Consider the following 20,423-nt stretch of genomic DNA (forward strand, 5'->3'; position numbering starts at 1 on the left):
ATACATTATAAAACACAAAAGGAGTTGGTTGATCTATGGCAAAATACCTGATGGCAGTAGATGCCGGTACCGGCAGTGTCCGCGCCGTGGTATTTGATCTGGAGGGTAACCAGATCGGATGCTCCCAGCAGGAGTGGTCCCACCGTGAGGACCCCCGCTACCCCGGCAGCATGGATTTCGACTGGGTACATAACTGGGAGCTGGCCAGCGGATGCATCCGCGATGTGCTGAAAGAAACCGGCATCTCTCCGGCGGATGTTGCCGCTGTTTCGACGACCTGTATGCGGGAAGGCATTTTGCTTTATGATAAGGACGGGAACGAAATCTGGGCCTGTGCCAACGTGGACGCGCGCAGCACCGACGAGGTGGGCAGGCTGATCCGCTCCAACCCCGATCTGGAAAAAGAGCTTTACCAGCAGTCCGGCCAGAGCTACGCGCTCAACGCCATCCCGCGCATCCTGTGGGTGAAAGATAAGATGCCGGACATCTATGAAAAGACCGCGGCGGTCGGTATGTTCAACGACTGGCTGATCTATAAACTCACCGGGGTGCTCGCTGTCGAGCCGAGCAACGGTTCCACTACCGGCCTGTTCGATCTGCAGAGCCGCAACTGGGATCCTTCCATCGCCGAGCGGTGCGGCCTGCGCGGCGACATCTTCCCCCGCGTCCTGGAATGCGGTGAGGTTGCAGGCGCAGTGAACGCAGCGGGCGCCAGCCTGACCGGGCTTGCCGAAGGAACACCGGTTGTGGTCGGCGGCGGCGACTGCCAGCTCGGCACCATCGGCGTGGGCGCGTCCGAACCGGGACAGGGGGTCGTGTTTGGCGGCAGCTTCTGGCAATATGAATTCAATACCGACAGTGGTAAGACCGACCCGTTCGGGCGGGTGCGGGTCAATTGTCATGCAGTCCCGGGCGTCTGGCAGTACGAGGCGCTCGCCTTCAAACCCGGACTGGTCATGCGTTGGTTCCGAGACGGGTTCTGTGAGCTGGAAAAGGCACAGGGCGAGGCGTCCGGAAAGGACCCTTATGCCCTGATGGATGCGCAGGCGGAAAAGATTCCGGCAGGCTGTTACGGCATGATGTGCTGTTTCAGCGATGTGATGAACTTCATCAACTGGAAGCATGCCTCACCCACCTTCACCAACTTTGAACTGGAACCGGAAAAGTTCAACCGCTACACCTTCTACCGCGCGATCCTCGAAAACACTGCTATGATCGTCAAAGGGCATATCCAGCTGGTCAAAGAGGCAACCGGCAACGAGCCGGACAGCCTGATCTTCGCAGGCGGCGCTTCCAAAAGCCCGCTCTGGAGCCAGATTCTAGCAGATGTGACCGGTAAGCCGGTGACCACTCCAGTGGTGAAGGAAGCGACTGCACTTGGAGCCGCGATTCTGGCAGGCTACGGTGCGGGAATCTACCCCTCGATCGCCGAAGGGGTGAAGCGCTGTGCAAGGGCCGATCGCACCTTCCTCCCGAATCCGGAAAACCATGAGATTTACGAGGAAATGTACGGACCCTGGCGGCAGGTCTACCGCACGCAGCTCGACCTGTGTGACCGCAAGCTCACCAAAAATATGTGGATTGCGCCGGGTTTGTAAAAGTACTCGGTTCCCTTTCGAATGAGTTTGATGATCTAGTCAGCACACTTCCAAACAGGCATCCGTTTGGAAGCGGCGGACAAAAGCGATCCGGCACGCAAAGCGTGCCGGATGACTATGCAATCTGAAGCAGGGCTGCTATAAGCAGCCCTCTGCGTCGGGACCGGTGCAGGCTCAAAAAGAATCGTTTTGCCTCTTTTGAAGCGCTTCCATTTATAGAAAAGGAGAATCTGCCATGTTTGTTATCAATGAAAATGACCGCGAATACCGCTTTGGTAATAGCGGTCCCAAATATCTGATGAAAGGCCCCCGTATGAATTTCGCCCTGGTGCAGTTTATGCCCGGGCAGGATTTCCGCGCCCATTATCACAATATCATGGAAGAGGATTTCTTCATTCTTGAGGGAAAAATTGACATCGTTGTGGATGGCGTGGTACATACCCTCTCAACCGGTGACCTGATCCATATCGAGCCAAACGAGGTCCACTACTGCCGCAACGCCTATGACGTCCCAGTGAAGATGGTCTCCACATTGGCCCCCTACCAAGAGGTAGACAAGGTGGAGGTCGAAAATCCCACCTATTGAATCGGACTCCAAAAACCTCCCTCCGGAAATACCGGAGGGAGGTTTTTTCGAATGCAGAGAGCAGGCACCATTCAAGCATACCGGTACCGCCCCCTCTGCCCCAAAAAGAACCAGATGCTCACGGCAAGCGCAAGCAGCTCGGCCACGACGATCGAGAGCCAGATACCGTCCACACCGATGAAGACAGGAAGCACCAGCACCACAATGATCTGGAAAACAAGGGTCCGCAGAAACGAGATCACTGCGGAAACTACGCCGTTGTTGAGCGCAGTAAAAAATGCAGAAGCAAAGATATTGAACCCGATGACGAGGAAGGAGAGTGAATTCAGCCGGAATCCATGGCAGGTCAGTGTGAGCAGCTCCGCATCGTAACCGACAAAAATGCTGCTCAAAGGCAGGGAAAGCAGTTCGGCAAGCGCGGTCATAGCCAGTCCCGCCAGCCCGACAAGGATCAGGCTTTTCCGGAAAAGATTTTTCAACTCGTTTTCGTTCTCCGCCCCATAGTGGTAGCCGATCACAGGGGCGCTGCCAATCGAATAGCCGATAAAAACCGAAACGAAGATGAAGTTGACATACATAATCACACCGTAGGCTGCCACTCCATCCTCACCAGCCATCCTGATCAGCTGGAAATTATACAGGATATTCACCAACGACATCGAGACATTGGTCATCAGTTCAGAGGAGCCATTGGTACACGTCTTCAGCAGCACTTTGCCGTCCAGACCAGTCCTTGTCAGCCGCAGCAGGCTGTTGTTCGGGCGCGCAAAGTAGAGCAACGGGAGTATCCCACCGACAACCTGGCTCATCGCAGTGGCAGCTGCGGCGCCTACCGTCCCCCACCGAAAGACCGCGACAAACAGAGCGTCAAACAGGATATTCGTCAGGCCCGCCGCAATGGTCACAGCCAGGCCGAGATGCGGCTTTTCCGCCGTGACCAGAAAGCTCTGGAAGGTGTTTTGCAGCATAAACGCAGTCCCTGCCAGAAGGATGATCCTGCCATACCGGACACACTCCTCCACCATGGCGCCTTCTGCGCCCAGTGCTTCCGCGATCGGACGGACCCAGAGCAGTCCTGCCAGCGTAAGCAGGACGCCGCCCGCAATGGTGATGTAGACCAACATCGAAAAACAGCGGTTGGCTTTCTCCCTGTCCCCTTCTCCCAGCGTCTTTGCGACAATCGCACTCCCGCCGGTGCCGATCATAAAGCCCGGCGCGCCGAGCAGCATCAGAAACGGATAGATCAGGTTTACCGCCGCAAACGGCGTTTTTCCCACAAAATTGGAGACAAACAGTCCGTCTACAACGCCATAAACCGAAGTGAAGATCATCATGATGATGGATGGAACCACAAACCGGATCAGTTTCCGATAGTTAAAATGTTCTGAAAGTTGGATTCTCATGGTGTCGTTCTCCTAAACCAGAATTGAGCATATTCTGCAATCGGCGGAATCAGCTGCCTGATGGAAAGCCCCGAGGTATTGATGCAGAGGTGGTAGCTCTCCTTGCAGCCCCACCCGCCCCCAGCAATCAGCTCCCGGTGCTTCGCACGTCCGGCATCCACCTGTTTGATTCTATGTATGATCTCCCGGTCGGTGAGGCGCTCCCCCTCCATGGCGCGCTCCCGGCACCGCTGAACCTTCGATTTCATCTCAGCATGCACAAACAGCGTAAGTGGGTGGTACTCCCGCAGCAGGACATCTGCGCTCCGTCCGACGATCACACAGTCGTTTCCCACCGCTGCCAGCTCCTTTATGATCTTCTCCTGCATGATCAACACTTTCATTGTATTCTGCTGCGGCATCCTGCCGTACGAAAAAGTCCGGCGAATCGTAAACGGATATCCCGTCACCCGCCCCTGTTCAAGCAGGCCCGCAACGTATTGTTCATCCAGTTCGCTCTTCTCCGCAACCGCCGAGATCAGCTCCCGGTCATAATAGGCAAAGCCAAGCGTGTCCGCCAGGCGCTTTCCCAGCTCCCGTCCGCCGCTTCCGAATTCACGGCCGACCGTAATCAGTTTCATCTTGCGCAATTCCTCCTCTGAGTCCTGTCTTTTGAAAAGATGGTCACGGCCTCTTCGCCGTACCATTCAAAAATGCTCCCACCTTTTCGCGGAACTGCTCAAGATATTTGCGGTTCAGCCGCAGAAGCTCCGCGCTTTCTATCGGGGACATCCCGGAAAACACGCTGTTTTCCATCTGAACAACCGGAACAATCTTTTCCTGTACAAACTGCCGCCCCATTTCGGTCAGGCAGATGTGCATATCCCGCCCTTTTCCCGGCTCGAGAAAGAGTATCCCCTTCTTTTCAAGCCTGCGGATCGACGAGTTGATAGTCTGTTTGCTTACAAACGCCTGTGCGCAGATATCCTTTTGCAGGCAGCCATTTCCCTGTTCACACAGGGCATAAAGGATGATGAACGCGCTGTCCGACAGCCCCAGCTTCAGAGCAATCTCGTGGTAGAGATCGTCCATCTCCTTATACACGCGATTGAATTCCTTTAATTCATATCCCGATATTGTCTCCATCTTCCTCCATTATCCTTTCTGTCCGATTTCGTACTTGTTTAGTATAGTCCGATTTCATACTTGAGTCAACCCTTTTTTGTGAAATTGATATGCAACGCCTGAAAACGGTGAAAATATATGGGTAAATTGATGATATTTGATAGCTATTTTCAATTATTCAGATTCTTTTTAAGAAAATCGCAGATTTCACTTGCATTTTTTTTAAAAAAGACGATAATTAGAGATGTGGAAAGTTTACTGAGGAGGTTGAACGCCTATGTTCGGAAGAAAAAAACCCCAGCCGATGCCCATTCCCCCTGCACCGCCGGTGATTGTCCCGCCTGTGGTCGAGGAGAAACCCGCACCTCAGCCCGCTCCTGAGTCGGCACAGGCCTCTGCGCAGGCTGCCGAGCCGGCACAGACTACAAAGGAGGCCGATCTGACCGCTTCGATTTCCAGAAACACAGTCATTACGGGAAACATCGTTTCTGAAGACAATCTGGACATCTTCGGTACTGTGGAGGGCGATGTCAAGAGCACTGCCGTTGTCAAGGTCTACGGGAAAATCACCGGGGACATTGATTGTGCTACCTTTGTCGCGAGTGGCGCAGAGATCAAGGGCAACATTCTGGCGGAGAAATCTGCGGTTCTGGGCGCCAACACGGTTGTGGACGGCAACGTCCGTACCGGCACGCTCAGTGTCAGCGGAAGGGTAACCGGTAATGTAATTGCGACCGAATCCGCAGTCATCAGCAGCACTGGTGCAATCACCGGTGACATTACCACTCCAGAGATGGAAGTCAGCAAGGGCGCAATTGTCTATGGTTCTGTGATTATGCAGCAGAAGGAACCGGAGCCGCCCGAGCCGCCGAAACCGGAAATCAAGATTGAGGCCCCAAAGCCGGATGACAAAGCCCCGGTTTTCTCCAAGCCGGACGACAAAACCCCGGATGGATCTGGATCCGACAGCAAAGCTGCGGACGATTCCAAGCCGGAGTTGAAGTTTGAGCGTCTGGATCCTGCTGAATCTGCCGCCAAACCCGATGCAGAGCAGGAGAAAAAAGAGGAGCCTGAAAAGGCGACCGTTTAAATTCGAATGTCTGGTTCCCTGCGGGTCGGATGCGTTTTTCTCGCTTCGGGACAGTCAAAGCGGTTTCAGGCCAACAAATTGACTGCGAAATTCCACGGTATGCCGCTGGCAGAATTCGTGTTCAACCGGTTCCCGGTTGAACGGTTCTGCCAGACGGTTGCCGTTACCCGCTGTGCGCTGGTCTCTGCCAGTGCACAGCGCTATGGATTTCAGGTGGTCAAAAATCCCGATCCCGCCAGTGATATTGCGCAGACCATTCGTCTCGGTTTGAATGCATTCGATTGCTCGCTTGATGGCTGCCTTTTTTCAGTCTGTGACCAGCCCTTGGTGCGTGTGCGGAGCATCTGTACACTGGTGGACCGGTTTTGTTCTGAACCGGATGCTATTGTTGCGCTCGGTTGGAAGGGCAATCGAGGTAATCCAGTCCTATTTCCCTCTTCCCTTTTCTCCGCACTCGCCACACTTGCACCGCACCAGTCGGGCAGCTCGGTGATCGCGCAGTATTCTCATCTGCTGCGGATTGTCGAGGCAGAGGGACCGCAGGAATTGCTTGATATTGATACGCCAGCTGATCTCAAATATTTGGAGCAGCTATGTGTCAGTTCGCGCACTGATTTTTAACCAAGGATCGTCTATCCCGGAAATGGTGACATTGCCGCAGCCTGTGCTGTTGACGACAGCTTCAGGGCTGTAACGCAAGAGCAATGCCGGCATACGGCAGCCAAAACCATCTGGATATAGCTGCCGGTTTTTTGTTTGTATACTATTGTGTATGCGAAAGCCCTCCCATTTTAGGGGAGGGCTTTCGCAATAGACAGACTCTAAAAGTTTACAAAATTAAGATAGAACATCCACCATCTTCATGATATCCTTTTTAAAAGATCGGTGGAAGAGAGGTACTGGAATGAAAAAATGTCTTGTTCCCCTGCTCTGCATTCTTTTTCTGCTCACAGGCTGTGCAGCGCAGCCTTCTCCACTTATGGGAAAGATTTCCTCGGAGCTTTCCTCAGTGGTTATGACACGCTACGACTGCGAAGGACAGACTGAATTTTCCCTTGCCGACGAACAGATAGAGATGCTCCGATCGTGGGCATCCGGGCTTTCCCTAAAACATGAGCGTTTCAAGGAGGGAGATTCCCCGAGTGATGTGAGCGGAGGAGAAGTCTACCATTTTTCACTTCCTGATGGCGATTTTTCCTATCGGATCAACGGGCCGGACAGCTGCTATCTATATACGGACGGCGAATGGTACAGGGTCAGAAATCCATCTTTCCCGTTCGTTTTGAAATAATAGGTGCATCTTGACAGATTGCACAAAAAACGAAAGGAAAATGTTTCTTTATTTTCTTCAATGCCATATTGTCAAAACTTTAACAATGTGGTATACTGATCGTAACAGCTAAAAGGCTGAACAGGCACCCCAATCTATAATTATTAAATTGAGAACCAAGGAGGTCACTGCGATGGAAAAGGCAAATACCCAGCCCGCTGTACCCGAAGTAGACATCGACAAGATGATTGACGATCTGGTACAAAAGGCTGACAAGGCGCTCAAACAGTATATGGAGATGGATCAGAAAACGGTCGACAACATCGTACAGGCGATGTCGCTTGCTGCGCTTGACCAGCATATGGCACTCGCGAAGCTCGCGATTGAAGAGACCGGTCGCGGCGTCTATGAGGATAAGATTACCAAAAATCTGTTTGCTTCCGAGTATATCTACCACTCGATCAAATATGAAAAGACGGTCGGGATTATCGACGAGAATGACATGGAAGGCTATGTCGAAGTTGCAGAGCCGGTAGGCATCGTCGCGGGCGTCACCCCGGTGACCAATCCCACCTCCACCACCATCTTTAAATCTCTCATCACCCAGAAAACCCGTAACCCGATCATCTTCGGCTTCCATCCGTCGGCACAAAAATGCTCCGCGGCGGCAGCAAAGGTGGTCTATGATGCGGCAGTCAAAGCGGGCGCTCCCGAAAACTGCATCCAGTGGATCGAGTTCCCCTCAGTCGAAGCAACCGCAGCGCTGATGAACCATCCGCTTGTCTCGCTCGTCCTCGCTACTGGCGGCGCGGGCATGGTCAAGGCAGCCTACAGTTGCGGCAAGCCGGCCCTTGGCGTTGGTCCGGGCAACGTCCCCTGCTACATCGAAAAATCTGCCAACCTCGAGCGTGCCTGCACCGACCTGATGCTCTCCAAGACATTCGATAACGGTATGATCTGCGCTTCTGAGCAGGCGGTCATCGTCGACGAGGAAATCTCGGCTCCGTTCGAGTCGTTTATGAAAAAGCATGGCTGCTATTTCCTCACCGGTGACGAGATCGATAAGGTCACACGCTTTGTGATGCGCGCTGACAAGGGCGCAGTCAATCCGGATGTTGTTGGTAAATCCCCGTTCTGGATCGCAGAGCAGGCGGGCGTGAAAGTCCCTGAACTGACCAAAATCCTCATCGCGAAGCTGCCTGAACCCTCCCGCGAGTATCCGCTTTCTCTCGAGAAGCTCTCCCCTGTTCTGGCATACTTCACCGTCAAGGACTATCATCAGGGCTTCGAGTACGCCTCCCGTATGCTCGACCTCGGCGGGCTGGGCCACTCGGCGGTTATCCACTCGACCAATTCCGAGCTTTGCAATGCTTTCGGCGAGCAGATGAAGGTTGGACGTATCATCGTTAACTCTCCGTCCTCTCAGGGCGCGATCGGTGACATCTACAACACCAATATGCCATCTCTGACGCTGGGCTGCGGTTCGTTTGGACATAACTCTACCACTTCCAATGTCTCTTCGGTCAACCTCATCAACAAAAAACGCATCGCGAAAAGGAGAGTCAACATGCAGTGGTTCAAGATTCCGCCCAAAATCTATTTCGAGAACGATTCCATTCAATACCTCGAGAAGATGCCGGACATCAGCCGCGCGTTTATCGTTACCGACCCGATGATGGTTCAGCTCGGCAATGTTGACAAAATCCTCTACTATCTGCGCAAACGCCTTGAATATTGCCATGCCGAGATTTTCTCGGAGGTTGAGCCGGATCCGTCGGTCGAAACAATCATGCGCGGCGTCGCAGCCATGAACAGCTTCAAGCCGGATGTCATCATCGCGCTGGGCGGCGGTTCGGCGATGGATGCGGCGAAGGGCATGTGGTTGTTCTATGAGCATCCCGACACTTCGTTCGATGGCCTGAAGCTCAAATTCATGGATATTCGGAAACGTACCTATCATTTCCCGAAACTCGGCAGCAAAGCACAGCTTGTTTGTATCCCGACCACCTCGGGGACCGGTTCGGAGGTCACCTCCTTCTCGGTTATTACCGACAAGGCAAACGGCAATATCAAATATCCGCTGGCAGACTACGAGCTGACCCCGGATGTTGCAATCATCGACCCGCAGTTTGTTGTATCTCTGCCCAAATCCGCCACTGCGGACACCGGCCTCGATGTTCTGACCCATGCGCTGGAAGCTTATGTATCGGTGCTCGCTTCCGACTACACCGATGGTCTTGCAGTCCGCGCGATCGAGCTGGTGTTTGAGTATCTCCCCCGCGCATACAAGAATGGTTCTACCGATTTTGAAGCGCGTGAGAAGATGCACAACGCTTCCTGTATCGCAGGTCTTGCGTTTACCAACGCATTCCTTGGCCTGAACCACTCGATGGCGCACAAACTGGGCGGCGAATATCACATCCCGCATGGACGCGCAAACGCGCTGCTTCTGCCGTATGTGGTTGAGTACAACGCAACCGAGCCGACTAAATTCACCATCTGGCCGAAATATGAAAAATTCATCGCCGATGAGAAATATGCGAAAATCGCCCGCTATCTCGGTCTGCCCGCCAAAACCACACAGGAAGGTGTGCAGAGCCTGATTAAGGCAATCCGCGACCTGATGAAAGAGGTCAACATTCCTGAGAGCATTCAGGCTTGCGGCATTGATGAGAAAATCTTTATGGCAGGGGTCGATCAGCTCGCTGACCGCGCCTATTCCGACCAGTGCACAACCGCGAATCCGCGTCAGCCACTCGTTTCGGAGATTGCCGAGCTTTACAAAAGAGCTTTCTATGGTAAATAAGCGCCGAACCCCCGCCGAATGGCGGGGGTTCCTCTTTTGGTATCTCCCCATTCTTTCGGAGGAGACGCTTCCGATCGGTACGGTACAAGCTCACAACAATTTCTACCTGCTGACCATTTGTAAGCAGGCTTTTGCCCTAATCCAAAATTTCAAAATGTTTCAGAACCAGCACATCTTTTGAGAAGGTACAGCGATTTTCAATCGTCATCCTCTTCCAGGTGGGTGCATCCATCACCATCATCAAGTATCTCTCCGACCCGCATCTGCCGGCTGCGCTTCATCTCTTCGACTTGGCGGTGGATCAGCTCCTTGACCTCGCGTGGCTGTCTGATATTTTTCAGTTCCAATACAGGGGTGGTCTTGTCCGAAGATGCGAGAACGACACTTCCAACTCTGAAAATCCTTTGCCCAAGCGAGATTTTCAAGGTCATATCCCGCACCCGATAGAGTATGACCTCCTCACTGCACAGGTTCAACAGGCCCGTTTCCATAAAAATACGGTCCTCGGTCAGTGCATATTTCGTGAATGAGATCGGCATTCCCAGAATGCGTTTACGGTCTTTCCACAGGTAAGTCAACGGTTCCATCAGTTTGCTCCTTTCAGCAGGGATGAGATCCGCTGCATTGCTTCCATCGTTTTTGGCTGACTGCCGAATCCGGTCAGACGGAAATAGCCTTCTCCATTTATACCAAAGCCTGCTCCGGGTGTGCCGACGATTGCGGCATTTTCCAGCAAATAGTCAAAAAAGGTCCAAGAGTCCATCCGATCAGGGCACTCCATCCAGAGATAGGGGGAATGCACACCGCCGAAAAAATGCACCCCACATCGTTCAAGGGTTTCCGCCATCACCGCGGTGTTCTTCTTATAATATGCGATCATTTCCTGAGACTGCCGGACCCCCTCCTCCGAAAAGGCCGCTTCTGCCCCTCGCTGGATGATATAAGGCACGCCATTAAACTTGGTGGCCTGACGGCGATTCCACATCCGGTTTGGGGACATCCCTTCAATCTTGAGCGTTTTGGGTATAATGGTATAACCACAGCGGGTTCCAGTAAATCCGGCGGTTTTAGAAAGGGAACAGAACTCGATTGCGCACCTTTTGGCATCGGGCAGCTCAAAGATACTGTGCGGAAGAGAGGAATCCCCAATAAACGCTTCATAGGCCGCATCGAACAGCAAGACAGCATCCTGCGCAAGCGCATAATCTATCCAAGCGGCAAGCTGCTCCCGTGTGTAAACCGCACCGGTCGGGTTATTGGGGGAGCAAAGATAGATCAGATCCGCGCGGACTTCGGGATCTGGCATCGGCAGAAATCCGTTCTCCGCATTGGCATTCATATAAAGAATCTTTCGTCCATTCATCAGGTTGGTGTCAACATAGACCGGATAGACCGGGTCTGGAATCAGAACTGTATTATCAGCCGAGAACAGGTCGGTGATGTTCCCGAGGTCGCTTTTTGCGCCGTCGCTTACGAAAATTTCATCCGGGTCGAGCTGTACCCCAAAACGAACATAGTATGCCCTGATTGCATCCCGTAAGAAGCCATACCCCTGCTCCGGGCCATATCCACGGAAGGTTGAAGCGTCAGCCATCTCCTCTACTGCGCTGTGCAGGCTTGAGATAACCGACGGCATCAGAGGAAGGGTCACATCGCCTATCCCCATACGGATGATCTCCTTTTCTGGGTGCGCCTGCGAAAATGCTGCTACCCGGCGCGCAATATCCGAAAACAGATAGCTGTCCTTCAATTGCCGGTAATGCTGGTTGATCTTTGCCAAAGCAATCCTCCCCTTTCAATCTCCATCCTAATATTGCTCTTTAAAAAACTGCCTTCGGCGCGGGCTGCGCTCAAAACATATGCTGCGGCCTGCAGACAAAAACCACAATTCAAAAAAATGTGCAAATGTTCGGATAACCAACCGCCTATTGTCCTGTTGGTTATAAATCGAGCTCAATCTCTCCATCAAATACATGGGTTGCAGGACCGCGCATCCGTACGGTGAAGTCTGAGGTACAGGTAATCTTGAGGTCTCCGCCGCGCAAGTGAACCGTGATCTCCCGGTCTGGATCACAATGGCCGTTCAGCACCGCTGCAACGACCGATGCACAGGCGCCGGTGCCGCAGGCGAATGTTTCGCCGCTGCCCCGCTCCCAGACCCGCATGCGGAGCGTCTCCCGGTCGATCAACTGAATAAATTCGGTGTTGACCCCTTCCGGAAACCGTTCATGATGTTCGAACAGTGGCCCGATCACCGGCAGGTCAAGACTGTCAATCTCCTCGCAGAAGATAACCGCGTGGGGATTCCCCATCGAAACGCAGGTGACCAGATAGACCTCCCCACATACCAACATCGGCTGGCTGACGAAGTCATCGTAATCTGTGGCAACTGGGACCGACTTCGCACATGTGGAAGCCTCTCCCATATCGACCGACACCCACACCACTTGTCCATTTTCAACGGTCAGATCAAGGTATTTCACGCCGCTGCGCGTCTCGATGGCCAGACCCTGGGTCTTTTCCGTCAACCGGTGGTCATAGACGTACTTCCCCATACACCGGATACCATTACCGCACATATTGCCCTCCGACCCATCCATGTTGAACATCCGCATAGCAAAATCCGCCCGGTCAGAAGGACAGATCAGAATCAGGCCGTCTGAACCGACTCCGCAGTGCCGGTCACTGATCAGCCGCGCGACTTCCTGCGGATGTTTCAATTTTTCCGAAAGGCAGTTGATGTATACATAATCATTCTTCAGTCCATGCATCTTTGAAAAGTGAAGTTTCAAGTTGATCCCCCCTGCTGAAAACGGCTCCGATTTGAGTCGCATAAATGTCATCGTGAACTTGTCTAACTATATCGCAAAACTTCACCGATGTAAAGTGAAAAATGAAGAAACCTCCGTTTTTCATAAAAATACAGCCAAAACCGGGGAGAAATCCGGAAAGATTGCAGCCCGTCCCCCGCTTGTTTGAAGAAACGGATTGTGGTAAAATGAAAAAATGCGAAGAGGTGGTTTGATAGATGAAAAAGATCGAGATTTTCGATTCCACTTTGCGGGATGGGGCACAGAGCGAAAATGTCTCCTACTCGGTGGAGGACAAACTGAACATTGTCCGCGCGCTCGACGCAATCGGGATCGATTACATTGAAGCAGGCAATCCTTACAGCAATCCAAAAGATGCGGAGTTCTTCCGCCGGAAAGGGGAGCTTTCACTGACCCGATCCAGACTGGTAGCATTTGGGTCTACCCGGCGTCGGGGCATCCCGGTCGCGGAGGACAAAAACTGCCAGGCGATGCTCGAAGCTGGGGTTGAGTGGGTCGCAGTGTTCGGAAAAAGCTCGGAATGGCAGGCGCGGAAGGTTCTCGGGACGACTCCAGAGGAAAATCTGGAGATGATTGCGGATACAGTTGCCTATCTCGCGCGGTTTGGAAAGCGGGTGATCTTTGACGCCGAGCACTTTTTTGATGGCTACAAGCAGAACCCCTATTATGCAGTACAGACCCTTCAGACAGCCAAAGACGCGGGTGCACGTAAGCTGGTGCTCTGTGATACCAATGGAGGCTGCTTTCCAGATGAAATCGGACGCATCACCGGGGATATGGTCCGGAAGTTTCCCGGCATGATCGGGGTGCACTGTCACGACGATACCGGTTGTGCGGTCGCAAATACGATTGCAGCTGTGCAGGCAGGCGCTGACCAGATTCAGGGCACCTACATCGGCTTTGGGGAACGGTGTGGAAATACAAATCTTTCCACTATGATTGCCGACCTTCAGATCAAGATGGACTATACCTGCATCCCTGAGGATCGGCTTCCCCAGATGACCAAGACCGCCCGTTTTATCTCGGAAGTATCCAATATGCGCCTGCCCCACTCGATGCCCTATGTCGGAAAGGCGGCATTTGCCCATAAGGGTGGGATGCATGTTGACGGCGTAAAAAAGAATACCGCTGCATTTGAGCACATCAATCCCGAGATGGTTGGCAACCGTCGGCAAATCCTGCTTTCGGAGGTTTCGGGCCGCACCGCCCTGATGACCAAAATTGTCGATCTGGTCCCCGGGCTATCTAAGGACTCGCCTGCGCTCGTCCGGCTGGTTGACCGGCTCAAGAAGCTGGAATTTGAGGGGTACCAATTTGAGGCTGCAACCGCCAGTTTTGAGCTGGTGGTACTCAAAGAACTGGGACGGTTTACCCCTTTTTTCCAGTTGGAATTGTTCCGGATCATCGGTGAGCAGGATTCTGCTGACAGACATATGGCGTCAGCGTTGGTCAAACTGCGTGTAGACGACCAGTTCGAGATCACTGCTGACGAGGGGGATGGCCCGGTGCACGCACTTGACCGGGCACTGAGAAAGGCACTCGAAGTCTTTTACCCCAGTCTCGGCGGGGTGCGTCTGATCGACTATAAAGTGCGGGTCATGGAGGCAGGACGCGCGACAGCGTCGCTTGTTCGGGTACTGATCGAATCGTCGGACGGGGAGACGAGTTGGACAACTGTGGGCGTCTCGACCGATATCATCAACGCTTCGATCCGCGCCCTGGTCGATTCAATGGAGTATAAGCTCTACCATGACCGGACTGGAAATGGTAACAAATCCTTTCAACCCTGATCGAGTCGTATCTGATGGACGAAACAACGCTGATGTCAGACAGCAAGCACTACAGCCAAAGTTCGCCAGAACGCCAGTGGAGCCAAAAAAGAGAGACTATTTTAAAGCATATTCTGGAAACACAAGATGATTTAAAGATTTTTCCATTTTTGGTGTTTTTTAAGGTGGCATTTTTTGGATATTTGCGTTTGGCTTGACGCGCCATAAAGTAAAAAAACAAGTAGGTATGACTTTTATTGATTGCCATACCTACTTGAAAAGCATCCTGTTTTGTAACTACACAATTTTCAATTTGTTAGTAGATGCTGTCTTGATAAGCAAGCTGCCTTTCGGGGGAGCTTGCTTTTTTATCCATGCATGGCAGCTTCTCGAAGTGCTACTTCAGAATTCTCCCGAAGCGCTTTCTGATAGTTCTCGTTTGCTTCTCGGATGAATTCCTCATCACCCCGCTTCTCGGGCGGGATATATGCATGACCCATTCTCCGCTGACGCAGATTGAACTGACGCATCTCCTCTTCCAGCAGTTTCGCATTCTCTCTCATCTCGTTGCTTGCGGCGGCAGCTTCCTCACTTACCGATGCATTGGCCGTAATCGAATCTCTGATCAACTCGACCTGTGTATGCATGCGGGTAATTGCGTTCTCCTGTCTCTCGGACGAGTCAGAGATGTTTGAAACCACTTCAGTGATTCGGTCGAGGTCTTCGACAATATGCTGGAAGGTGTCAAACGCCTCTGAACTGATCCTGCTTCCTTCGGTAGTTGCACGCATTGTCGCCTCAATGAGATTTTTGCTCTCATCTGCAGCCTCCGAACTTCTGAGCGCGAGTGTACGCACTTCATCTGCCACAACCGCAAAGCCTTTTCCTGCTTCTCCGGCACGCGCCGCCTCTACCGCGGCGTTCAAAGCCAGAATATTGGTCTGGAACGCAATATCATCAATCAGCTTAATCACATTCGCGATCTTCCGGGAGGACTCATTGATCTCTTTCACCGAGCGGACAAGCATTTCCATCTTCTCATTGCTGTACTGCACATCCTGCCGAATCGACTGGGAAAGCCCGGTCGCATGTACCATCTGCTCTGCATTTTTCTCCACAAGCGCCTTGGTTTCCTCGGTGGAATCGTTGAGTTCCTGTACCGCAGCAGCCTGCTTCACAGAAGTATCCGCTAACATCTGGCTCGCATTCGCAATGTCATGTGAACTGGACGCAACCGACATCGCAACCTTAATAATCTTCGCAAACATGAAATCATTCGACTGCACAAGATGATAAAGGCTGCTTCCGAGCACATCGTCTTCCGAACGGATATTGACAAATACCGTCATATCTCCCTGGGCGAGCCGCTGGACTACCGACACATTTTCGTGTATGCTGTCCACCATTCTCTGGAACGAAAGAATCATCGCGCCAATCTCGTTATCCTGGTTGCCTGCCAGCATCTTTTCATCGAACTCGATCTCATCCGCACCCTGAGAAAGCCTGTTCGACCAGTCGGCTACAGCGACAATCGGACCGGAAATCTGTTTGGAAGAGCGATTGCCATAGAATGCCGCAACCAGAAAACCCACCAGAGCGCCAAGGATGCTAATTACAATCAGGGAAAAAATCGTACTCTCCAGTTTTTCAGAGGTTTCGTCCGCAACCTTCTCATACTGGCCTGAAATCCGCCCCAAGCCCTCGATTACCTGATTTACCAGCGGCTTGATCTCGTTCATGTACCGACCGCGCGCTTCCTCTCTGTCCCGCTTTGAAACGGACAAAACTTCGGTGGCCAGGGTATGCATCTGCTCATGCGGGGGCTTAATCATCTGCAATGTGCTTACAACCACCGGGTCAGAGAGATCCTCCTCATTCAGATCCGCGAGCCACAGCCCGAGCTGGCAGGTGTTGTGGTTCAGGCTACCTTTAAATTCTACCCCATCCTGTATACTGTCATTGAACAGCTCCAGCCACTCATAGTGTTTCGCCAGTGCAGACTGGGTGTGCGCCTGATTATTCCTGTTTCTGGAAACCACTCGATAACTTTGCTCAATACGCACCAGAGAGACCAACGAGAGGGCTACCAAGAGAAGCATCACCAGCATGATGCGGCTGTAACCCAACATAATTTGCTTTCGAATAGACTTGCTTTTTTTCTTCATGCGCTTAATCCCCTCTACTTGGTATTCTACCTGGAGACTGTTTGAAAAACGGAAAATGTTATCTCTCTTACAGAACAACAGATACCACATTGAAAACGTGTGGAGCACATCAGGCACTCCTGCATTTTTCATCCTGATATCCGCTTGTTATCTACAAAAATCCATCTACTTTCCTGTTTTCAGACAAACTCCTCGGGGGCATTTCATAGATATCTCACGACGTCCAGAAACTCTCCCCCATGTTTCTGCTGTATACCGGAACGTCTGATATGATGAAATGTTTTTATCCAAAAGCAACTCTTCCCACGATGCTTTTATACATCTATATCATACAAACGGGTCCTTTTATTACTATAGCAGAGCATTTCCGTTTGGTCAAGCCTGGATTCCCAACAATCATTTTTTTCCCGAAACGCACAAAAAAGTGGCTTGTATCTATATCTTTTGGACATGGGTACATATCCGGTCCAGCAAAGATTGAGAATGGCTGACCACTACCAGACCGATTCCCCGCTTTTCGGTTTCGGTCATCAGAAAACGCCAAAGCTGGCTTTGGGTGATGAGATCAAGCATCGCGCTGATCTCGTCGGCAAGCAGGTAACGAGTGCCCCGGCCAAGTGCGCGAGCGATGCAGAACCGCTGCAGTTCCCCGCCGGAAAGCTCGGAAGGATACCGGCTCATCCATGCAGGCTCGATCCCCAGCCCGTCGATCACCCGTTGTTCCAGCCGGTCTGCCTCTGCAAGCGTCCTTCCCAGCCGCATCCTTGGATCGACTGCCAGTTCCGGATGCTGCCAGACCATCTGAACCGGACAGTATCCGCGGATGCTGTCCAGAGGCTTTCCATCGACCAGGACACACCCTTCATCCGGGTGCTCATAGCCCGCCAGAATTTTGCAGAGCGTTGTTTTTCCGCGACCGCTCGGGGCGGCAATCCCCAGCCGTTCCCCCGGCGCAACGGTCAAGTCGAGCTTTTGGAGAATCCTCCGTCCGCCCTTCTCATACCGGAACGAAATCTGTTCCGCTGTCAAAGCCATCCATTTCCCCCCTTATCCAGCCCGGTATGAAAACACCGCGCCCACCCGTCCCCAATCTCCCGGACCGGCGGCTCTGCTGCGCAGCCCGCATCGCGCAAAGGGCATCTCGGCGCAAACGGGCATCCTTCCCATTCTTTCCCCGCATCGGGCTGTACTCCCTCGGCCGGCTCGAATCCGTTCTGCGGCATGGCCCGCCAAAGTGCGCGGGTATACGGATGCCGCAGCGTTTCCTCCCGCGCAAAATCTGCTGCCGATGCCTCTTCGAGCGTCCTGCCCGCATAAAAGACCGCCACCCGGTCAGCAACAGCCAGAGCCAGCTCAAGGTCATGGGTAATCAGCAGAACCCCCGCCCCTCCATCGGCGATCTCCCGGAAGTGCCCTAGAATCCGTTGTGCGGCTTCGGGGTTTAACCCTGGCGTCGGCTCGTCCGCGATCACCAGCTTTGGTATACAGCGCACAGCCGCCGCGATCATCACCCTGCGCGCCATCCCGCCCGAAAGCTCGAACGGATACATCCGTTCGACCTCTTCCCCCAAGCCATACCGGGCAAGCGATTCCCGCGTGCGCCTTCGGGAATCGGGATCTCTTTTCGCTCCATTCAGCTGTGCGCCCACCCGCATCAACGGGTCGAGGTAGCTGACCCCCTGCGGCACCAGGACAATTTCCCTTCCCCGCAGTTTGCGCAGGCGTGCCTCATCCAGCGGTTCCCCCAGGAAGCTGCATGTCCCCTCCATGTGGGCGTTATAAGGCAGCAGGCCGAGGATGGCATGGGCGAGCAGGCTTTTCCCGGAACCGCTCGCCCCCACAACCGCTACGACCTCCCGCTCATAGACCGACAAATCAAGCCCGCGCACGACATGAAGCTGTTTCTGCCGCATCCCGTGTCCATACTGTAAAAACGACACAGAAAGACCCTCAACCTTTAGAATCGGGTCGGATTGCCGCATAACAGAACCCCCTATTCCTGTACGCTGCCCGGGTCAAGCAGACAGCGCAGATTCTCTCCAAGTGTAAAAAACAGCATCACTGCGAGAACCAGAAGCGCACCGGGAAAAACCGCCAGCCACCAGCGTCCCATGGCAAGATACTGCATACTCTCCGATAAAATGACCCCGATAGCAGGCTGCTCGGGCGGAAGCCCAAACCCCAGAAAGGTGATGCTCGCTTCGTGCAGGATTGCATGTGGGAAAAGGAGCACCAGCCCGACCAGAAACTGTGGAAGCAGGTGCGGGAACAGATGCTCTCTAACGATCCGCAGACGTCCGATCCCCAGTTTTTCAGCAATCCGGATAAACGGGCTTTCCCGCAGTTGGAGCAGCTCTGCACGAAGCAGGCGGGCCAGAGAGGGCCAATGGGTCAACGCAATGCCAGCCACCACCCCGGTAAGCCCTCTGCCGCAAGCCAGGGAAATCAAGATCAGCAGAAGGATATGCGGAATCCCCATCACCAGATCAATCAGCCAACCGGTCAGCGCGTCTCCGACGCGTCCGGAGGTTGCCGCAAAAAGCCCGATCACAAGCGCGGCAACCGCACTGATTCCGGCAGTCAATGCACCAAGCCGCAGGCTCATCGAAAGCCCTGCCAGCGTGCGTGCAAACATATCCCGCCCCATCCAGTCGGTACCGAACGGATAGGCCATGCAGGGCGCAAGATTTTTGCGGGAAAAGTCGGTGACCATCGCCTGTCCGGAAAGCAGACCGCCTGCGACCGTCACTGCGAGCAGTGTTATAACCGAACAGAACAGCAACAGAAACGTCCGCTGCCGCCGGTTGAGATGTCGGCTCATCGGCGGGCACCACCTTTCCGGATGCGTGGATCGACCACTCCATAAAGCAGGTCGGCAGCGAGGTTACCGCCAAAAACGATCCCTGCGCTGATGACGGAAATCCCCATCAAAAGCGGCAGGTCGCTCCCCAGCCCTGCGGCCACCGCCGCCTGTCCCAGGCCGGGATAGGAAAACACCTGCTCAACCAGCGTCGACCCGCCAAAAATCTCTCCGATCGCGCCAAACTGCAAGGTGATCGCGGGCAGCAGGACATTGCGCAGCCCATGCCGCAGGACGATCTGCGCTGTCCGTTCCCCTCTCGCCCGCGCAAACAGCACATAGTCGCTCTCGAGCACCTCCACCATCTTTTCCCGGGTGTGCAGGGCGATATTGGGAATCCCGGTAATGCTCAACACGAGTGCGGGAAGTGCCGCATGGTGCAGACGGTCGGCAAGGCTGACATACGCCGCCTCCATACCGATCGGGACACTCAATCCGATCGGGAACCACCCCAGCCAGACTGCGAACACAATCAGCGCCATCAGGGCAATCCAGAAGGATGGGGTGCCCGAAACCAGAAGACAGCCGCCCTGGATCAGCCGATCGGAGAGACTGCCGCGTCTCGCCCCGGCGATCATCCCGAGCGCGACCCCCAGCACCCCGGAGGCACACCATGCAAACCCCATCAGCCAGACCGAATGGGCCATCTTTTCAGCAATCACCCGGGAAACCTCCTGCCGGTAGAGCAGCGAAACACCGAGGTCCCCCCGGAGGAATCCAGACAGCCAGTTCAGATACCGTTCTACCGGCGGCTGCCCCACGCCCCAGTAGCCCTGCAAACGAGCGATCTGCTCCGCACTCATGCTGCCAAGGGCGGTTTGCCCGATGTTCGCCTGAAGCGGGTCGAGCGGGGAAAGCGAAACCAGCGCGAATGCCGCCACGCTCACCCCCAATGTCAGAACTACCATCCGGATCAGTTTCCCGCCGATCCACCAAAGACG

General features: G+C 53.6%; 19 protein-coding genes. 8 read left to right on the forward strand and 11 right to left on the reverse strand.

Annotation, left to right across the window (positions count from 1 at the left end):
• The first annotated feature begins 35 nt into the window (after window positions 1–35).
• Together lsrK and D5269_RS04710 are read left to right on the forward strand one after the other, a co-directional pair.
• Entirely contained in the window at window positions 36–1,598 is a 1,563-nt protein-coding gene (gene lsrK / locus D5269_RS04705) for an autoinducer-2 kinase (RefSeq protein ID WP_120483818.1), read from the forward strand.
• A gap of 235 nt (window positions 1,599–1,833) precedes the next feature.
• On the forward strand, window positions 1,834–2,184 hold the full coding sequence (locus D5269_RS04710) for a cupin domain-containing protein (protein ID WP_016314922.1): 351 nt from the start codon (window positions 1,834–1,836) through the stop codon (window positions 2,182–2,184).
• Between the two features lie 71 nt (window positions 2,185–2,255).
• On the opposite strand, the gene D5269_RS04715 is transcribed toward D5269_RS04710, so the two are convergent.
• The 3 genes from D5269_RS04715 to D5269_RS04725 are packed head-to-tail and all read right to left on the reverse strand — an operon-like array spanning window position 2,256 to window position 4,712.
• Window positions 2,256–3,587: an MATE family efflux transporter gene (locus D5269_RS04715; protein WP_120483819.1), complete on the reverse strand. Its 1,332-nt coding sequence runs from the start codon at window positions 3,585–3,587 to the stop codon at window positions 2,256–2,258.
• Window positions 3,584–4,207, reverse strand: coding sequence for a cytidylate kinase-like family protein (locus D5269_RS04720; RefSeq protein WP_120483820.1), 624 nt, complete (start codon window positions 4,205–4,207; stop codon window positions 3,584–3,586). The genes D5269_RS04715 and D5269_RS04720 overlap by 4 nt, the downstream gene beginning before the upstream one ends.
• 43 nt (window positions 4,208–4,250) lie before the next feature.
• Window positions 4,251–4,712 (reverse strand): MarR family transcriptional regulator, encoded by a 462-nt coding sequence (locus D5269_RS04725; RefSeq protein ID WP_016314919.1) that lies wholly within the window; start codon window positions 4,710–4,712, stop codon window positions 4,251–4,253.
• A gap of 256 nt (window positions 4,713–4,968) precedes the next feature.
• On the opposite strand from D5269_RS04725, the gene D5269_RS04730 reads away from it, so the two are divergent.
• The 4 genes from D5269_RS04730 (at window position 4,969) to adhE (ending at window position 9,857) form a co-directional block, all read left to right on the forward strand.
• Window positions 4,969–5,781, forward strand: a complete 813-nt coding sequence (locus D5269_RS04730; RefSeq protein WP_120483821.1) for a polymer-forming cytoskeletal protein — start codon at window positions 4,969–4,971, stop codon at window positions 5,779–5,781.
• Window positions 5,782–5,787: 6 nt separating this feature from the next.
• On the forward strand, window positions 5,788–6,402 hold the full coding sequence (locus tag D5269_RS04735; protein WP_120483822.1) for a nucleotidyltransferase family protein: 615 nt from the start codon (window positions 5,788–5,790) through the stop codon (window positions 6,400–6,402).
• Window positions 6,403–6,685: 283 nt separating this feature from the next.
• Window positions 6,686–7,072 carry a hypothetical protein gene (locus D5269_RS04740; RefSeq protein WP_120483823.1) on the forward strand — a complete coding sequence of 129 codons (387 nt, stop codon included), beginning with the start codon at window positions 6,686–6,688 and terminating at the stop codon, window positions 7,070–7,072.
• Window positions 7,073–7,244: 172 nt separating this feature from the next.
• On the forward strand, window positions 7,245–9,857 hold the full coding sequence (gene adhE / locus D5269_RS04745) for a bifunctional acetaldehyde-CoA/alcohol dehydrogenase (RefSeq protein ID WP_120483824.1): 2,613 nt from the start codon (window positions 7,245–7,247) through the stop codon (window positions 9,855–9,857).
• A gap of 197 nt (window positions 9,858–10,054) precedes the next feature.
• Here adhE and D5269_RS04750 read toward each other — a convergent pair whose 3' ends face one another.
• The 3 genes from D5269_RS04750 to dapF all read right to left on the reverse strand — a co-directional run bounded on the left by D5269_RS04750 (window position 10,055) and on the right by dapF (window position 12,628).
• Entirely contained in the window at window positions 10,055–10,444 is a 390-nt protein-coding gene (locus tag D5269_RS04750; protein ID WP_016314914.1) for a PH domain-containing protein, read from the reverse strand.
• Window positions 10,444–11,637: an LL-diaminopimelate aminotransferase gene (locus D5269_RS04755; protein WP_120483826.1), complete on the reverse strand. Its 1,194-nt coding sequence runs from the start codon at window positions 11,635–11,637 to the stop codon at window positions 10,444–10,446. Before D5269_RS04755 ends, D5269_RS04750 begins: the two co-directional genes overlap by 1 nt.
• Before the next feature lie 160 nt (window positions 11,638–11,797).
• On the reverse strand, window positions 11,798–12,628 hold the full coding sequence (gene dapF, locus D5269_RS04760) for a diaminopimelate epimerase (protein ID WP_031219394.1): 831 nt from the start codon (window positions 12,626–12,628) through the stop codon (window positions 11,798–11,800).
• Between the two features lie 257 nt (window positions 12,629–12,885).
• On the opposite strand from dapF, the gene cimA reads away from it, so the two are divergent.
• Window positions 12,886–14,478 (forward strand): citramalate synthase, encoded by a 1,593-nt coding sequence (gene cimA / locus D5269_RS04765; RefSeq protein WP_120483828.1) that lies wholly within the window; start codon window positions 12,886–12,888, stop codon window positions 14,476–14,478.
• 14 nt (window positions 14,479–14,492) lie between these two features.
• Entirely contained in the window at window positions 14,493–14,675 is a 183-nt protein-coding gene (locus D5269_RS04770; protein ID WP_147407916.1) for a hypothetical protein, read from the forward strand.
• 150 nt (window positions 14,676–14,825) lie between these two features.
• On the opposite strand, the gene D5269_RS04775 is transcribed toward D5269_RS04770, so the two are convergent.
• The 5 genes from D5269_RS04775 to D5269_RS04795 all read right to left on the reverse strand — a co-directional run bounded on the left by D5269_RS04775 (window position 14,826) and on the right by D5269_RS04795 (window position 20,390).
• A complete protein-coding gene (locus tag D5269_RS04775) occupies window positions 14,826–16,622 on the reverse strand; it encodes a methyl-accepting chemotaxis protein (RefSeq protein WP_158604858.1) in 1,797 nt (598 codons plus the stop codon).
• Window positions 16,623–17,057: 435 nt separating this feature from the next.
• Complete coding sequence (locus D5269_RS04780; RefSeq protein WP_016314909.1) at window positions 17,058–17,657, reverse strand: ATP-binding cassette domain-containing protein; 600 nt, start codon at window positions 17,655–17,657, stop codon at window positions 17,058–17,060.
• Entirely contained in the window at window positions 17,648–18,604 is a 957-nt protein-coding gene (locus tag D5269_RS04785) for an ABC transporter ATP-binding protein (protein WP_120483830.1), read from the reverse strand. The genes D5269_RS04780 and D5269_RS04785 overlap by 10 nt, the downstream gene beginning before the upstream one ends.
• Window positions 18,605–18,615: 11 nt before the next feature.
• On the reverse strand, window positions 18,616–19,443 hold the full coding sequence (locus D5269_RS04790; RefSeq protein ID WP_120483831.1) for an ABC transporter permease: 828 nt from the start codon (window positions 19,441–19,443) through the stop codon (window positions 18,616–18,618).
• The gene (locus tag D5269_RS04795; protein ID WP_120483832.1) at window positions 19,440–20,390 is read right to left on the reverse strand and encodes an ABC transporter permease; all 951 of its coding nucleotides are present in this window, start codon (window positions 20,388–20,390) and stop codon (window positions 19,440–19,442) included. The genes D5269_RS04790 and D5269_RS04795 overlap by 4 nt, the downstream gene beginning before the upstream one ends.
• Between the last annotated feature and the right edge of the window lie 33 nt (window positions 20,391–20,423).

Source organism: Anaerotruncus sp. 1XD42-93, from assembly GCF_009917605.1.
Classification (GTDB): Bacteria; Bacillota; Clostridia; order Oscillospirales; family Ruminococcaceae; genus Anaerotruncus.

Bases quoted from the DNA above. Each gene is read 5' to 3' on its own strand.
- lsrK (WP_120483818.1), top strand. From the start codon at position 36: ATGGCAAAATACCTGATGGCAGTAGATGCCGGTACCGGCAGTGTCCGC.
- D5269_RS04710 (WP_016314922.1), top strand. From the start codon at position 1,834: ATGTTTGTTATCAATGAAAATGACCGCGAATACCGCTTTGGTAATAGC.
- D5269_RS04715 (WP_120483819.1), bottom strand. From the start codon at position 3,587: ATGAGAATCCAACTTTCAGAACATTTTAACTATCGGAAACTGATCCGG.
- D5269_RS04720 (WP_120483820.1), bottom strand. From the start codon at position 4,207: ATGAAACTGATTACGGTCGGCCGTGAATTCGGAAGCGGCGGACGGGAG.
- D5269_RS04725 (WP_016314919.1), bottom strand. From the start codon at position 4,712: ATGGAGACAATATCGGGATATGAATTAAAGGAATTCAATCGCGTGTAT.
- D5269_RS04730 (WP_120483821.1), top strand. From the start codon at position 4,969: ATGTTCGGAAGAAAAAAACCCCAGCCGATGCCCATTCCCCCTGCACCG.
- D5269_RS04735 (WP_120483822.1), top strand. From the start codon at position 5,788: ATGTCTGGTTCCCTGCGGGTCGGATGCGTTTTTCTCGCTTCGGGACAG.
- D5269_RS04740 (WP_120483823.1), top strand. From the start codon at position 6,686: ATGAAAAAATGTCTTGTTCCCCTGCTCTGCATTCTTTTTCTGCTCACA.
- adhE (WP_120483824.1), top strand. From the start codon at position 7,245: ATGGAAAAGGCAAATACCCAGCCCGCTGTACCCGAAGTAGACATCGAC.
- D5269_RS04750 (WP_016314914.1), bottom strand. From the start codon at position 10,444: ATGGAACCGTTGACTTACCTGTGGAAAGACCGTAAACGCATTCTGGGA.
- dapF (WP_031219394.1), bottom strand. From the start codon at position 12,628: ATGCATGGACTGAAGAATGATTATGTATACATCAACTGCCTTTCGGAA.
- cimA (WP_120483828.1), top strand. From the start codon at position 12,886: ATGAAAAAGATCGAGATTTTCGATTCCACTTTGCGGGATGGGGCACAG.
- D5269_RS04770 (WP_147407916.1), top strand. From the start codon at position 14,493: ATGGACGAAACAACGCTGATGTCAGACAGCAAGCACTACAGCCAAAGT.
- D5269_RS04775 (WP_158604858.1), bottom strand. From the start codon at position 16,622: ATGAAGAAAAAAAGCAAGTCTATTCGAAAGCAAATTATGTTGGGTTAC.
- D5269_RS04780 (WP_016314909.1), bottom strand. From the start codon at position 17,657: ATGGCTTTGACAGCGGAACAGATTTCGTTCCGGTATGAGAAGGGCGGA.
- D5269_RS04785 (WP_120483830.1), bottom strand. From the start codon at position 18,604: ATGCGGCAATCCGACCCGATTCTAAAGGTTGAGGGTCTTTCTGTGTCG.
- D5269_RS04790 (WP_120483831.1), bottom strand. From the start codon at position 19,443: ATGAGCCGACATCTCAACCGGCGGCAGCGGACGTTTCTGTTGCTGTTC.
- D5269_RS04795 (WP_120483832.1), bottom strand. From the start codon at position 20,390: ATGGTAGTTCTGACATTGGGGGTGAGCGTGGCGGCATTCGCGCTGGTT.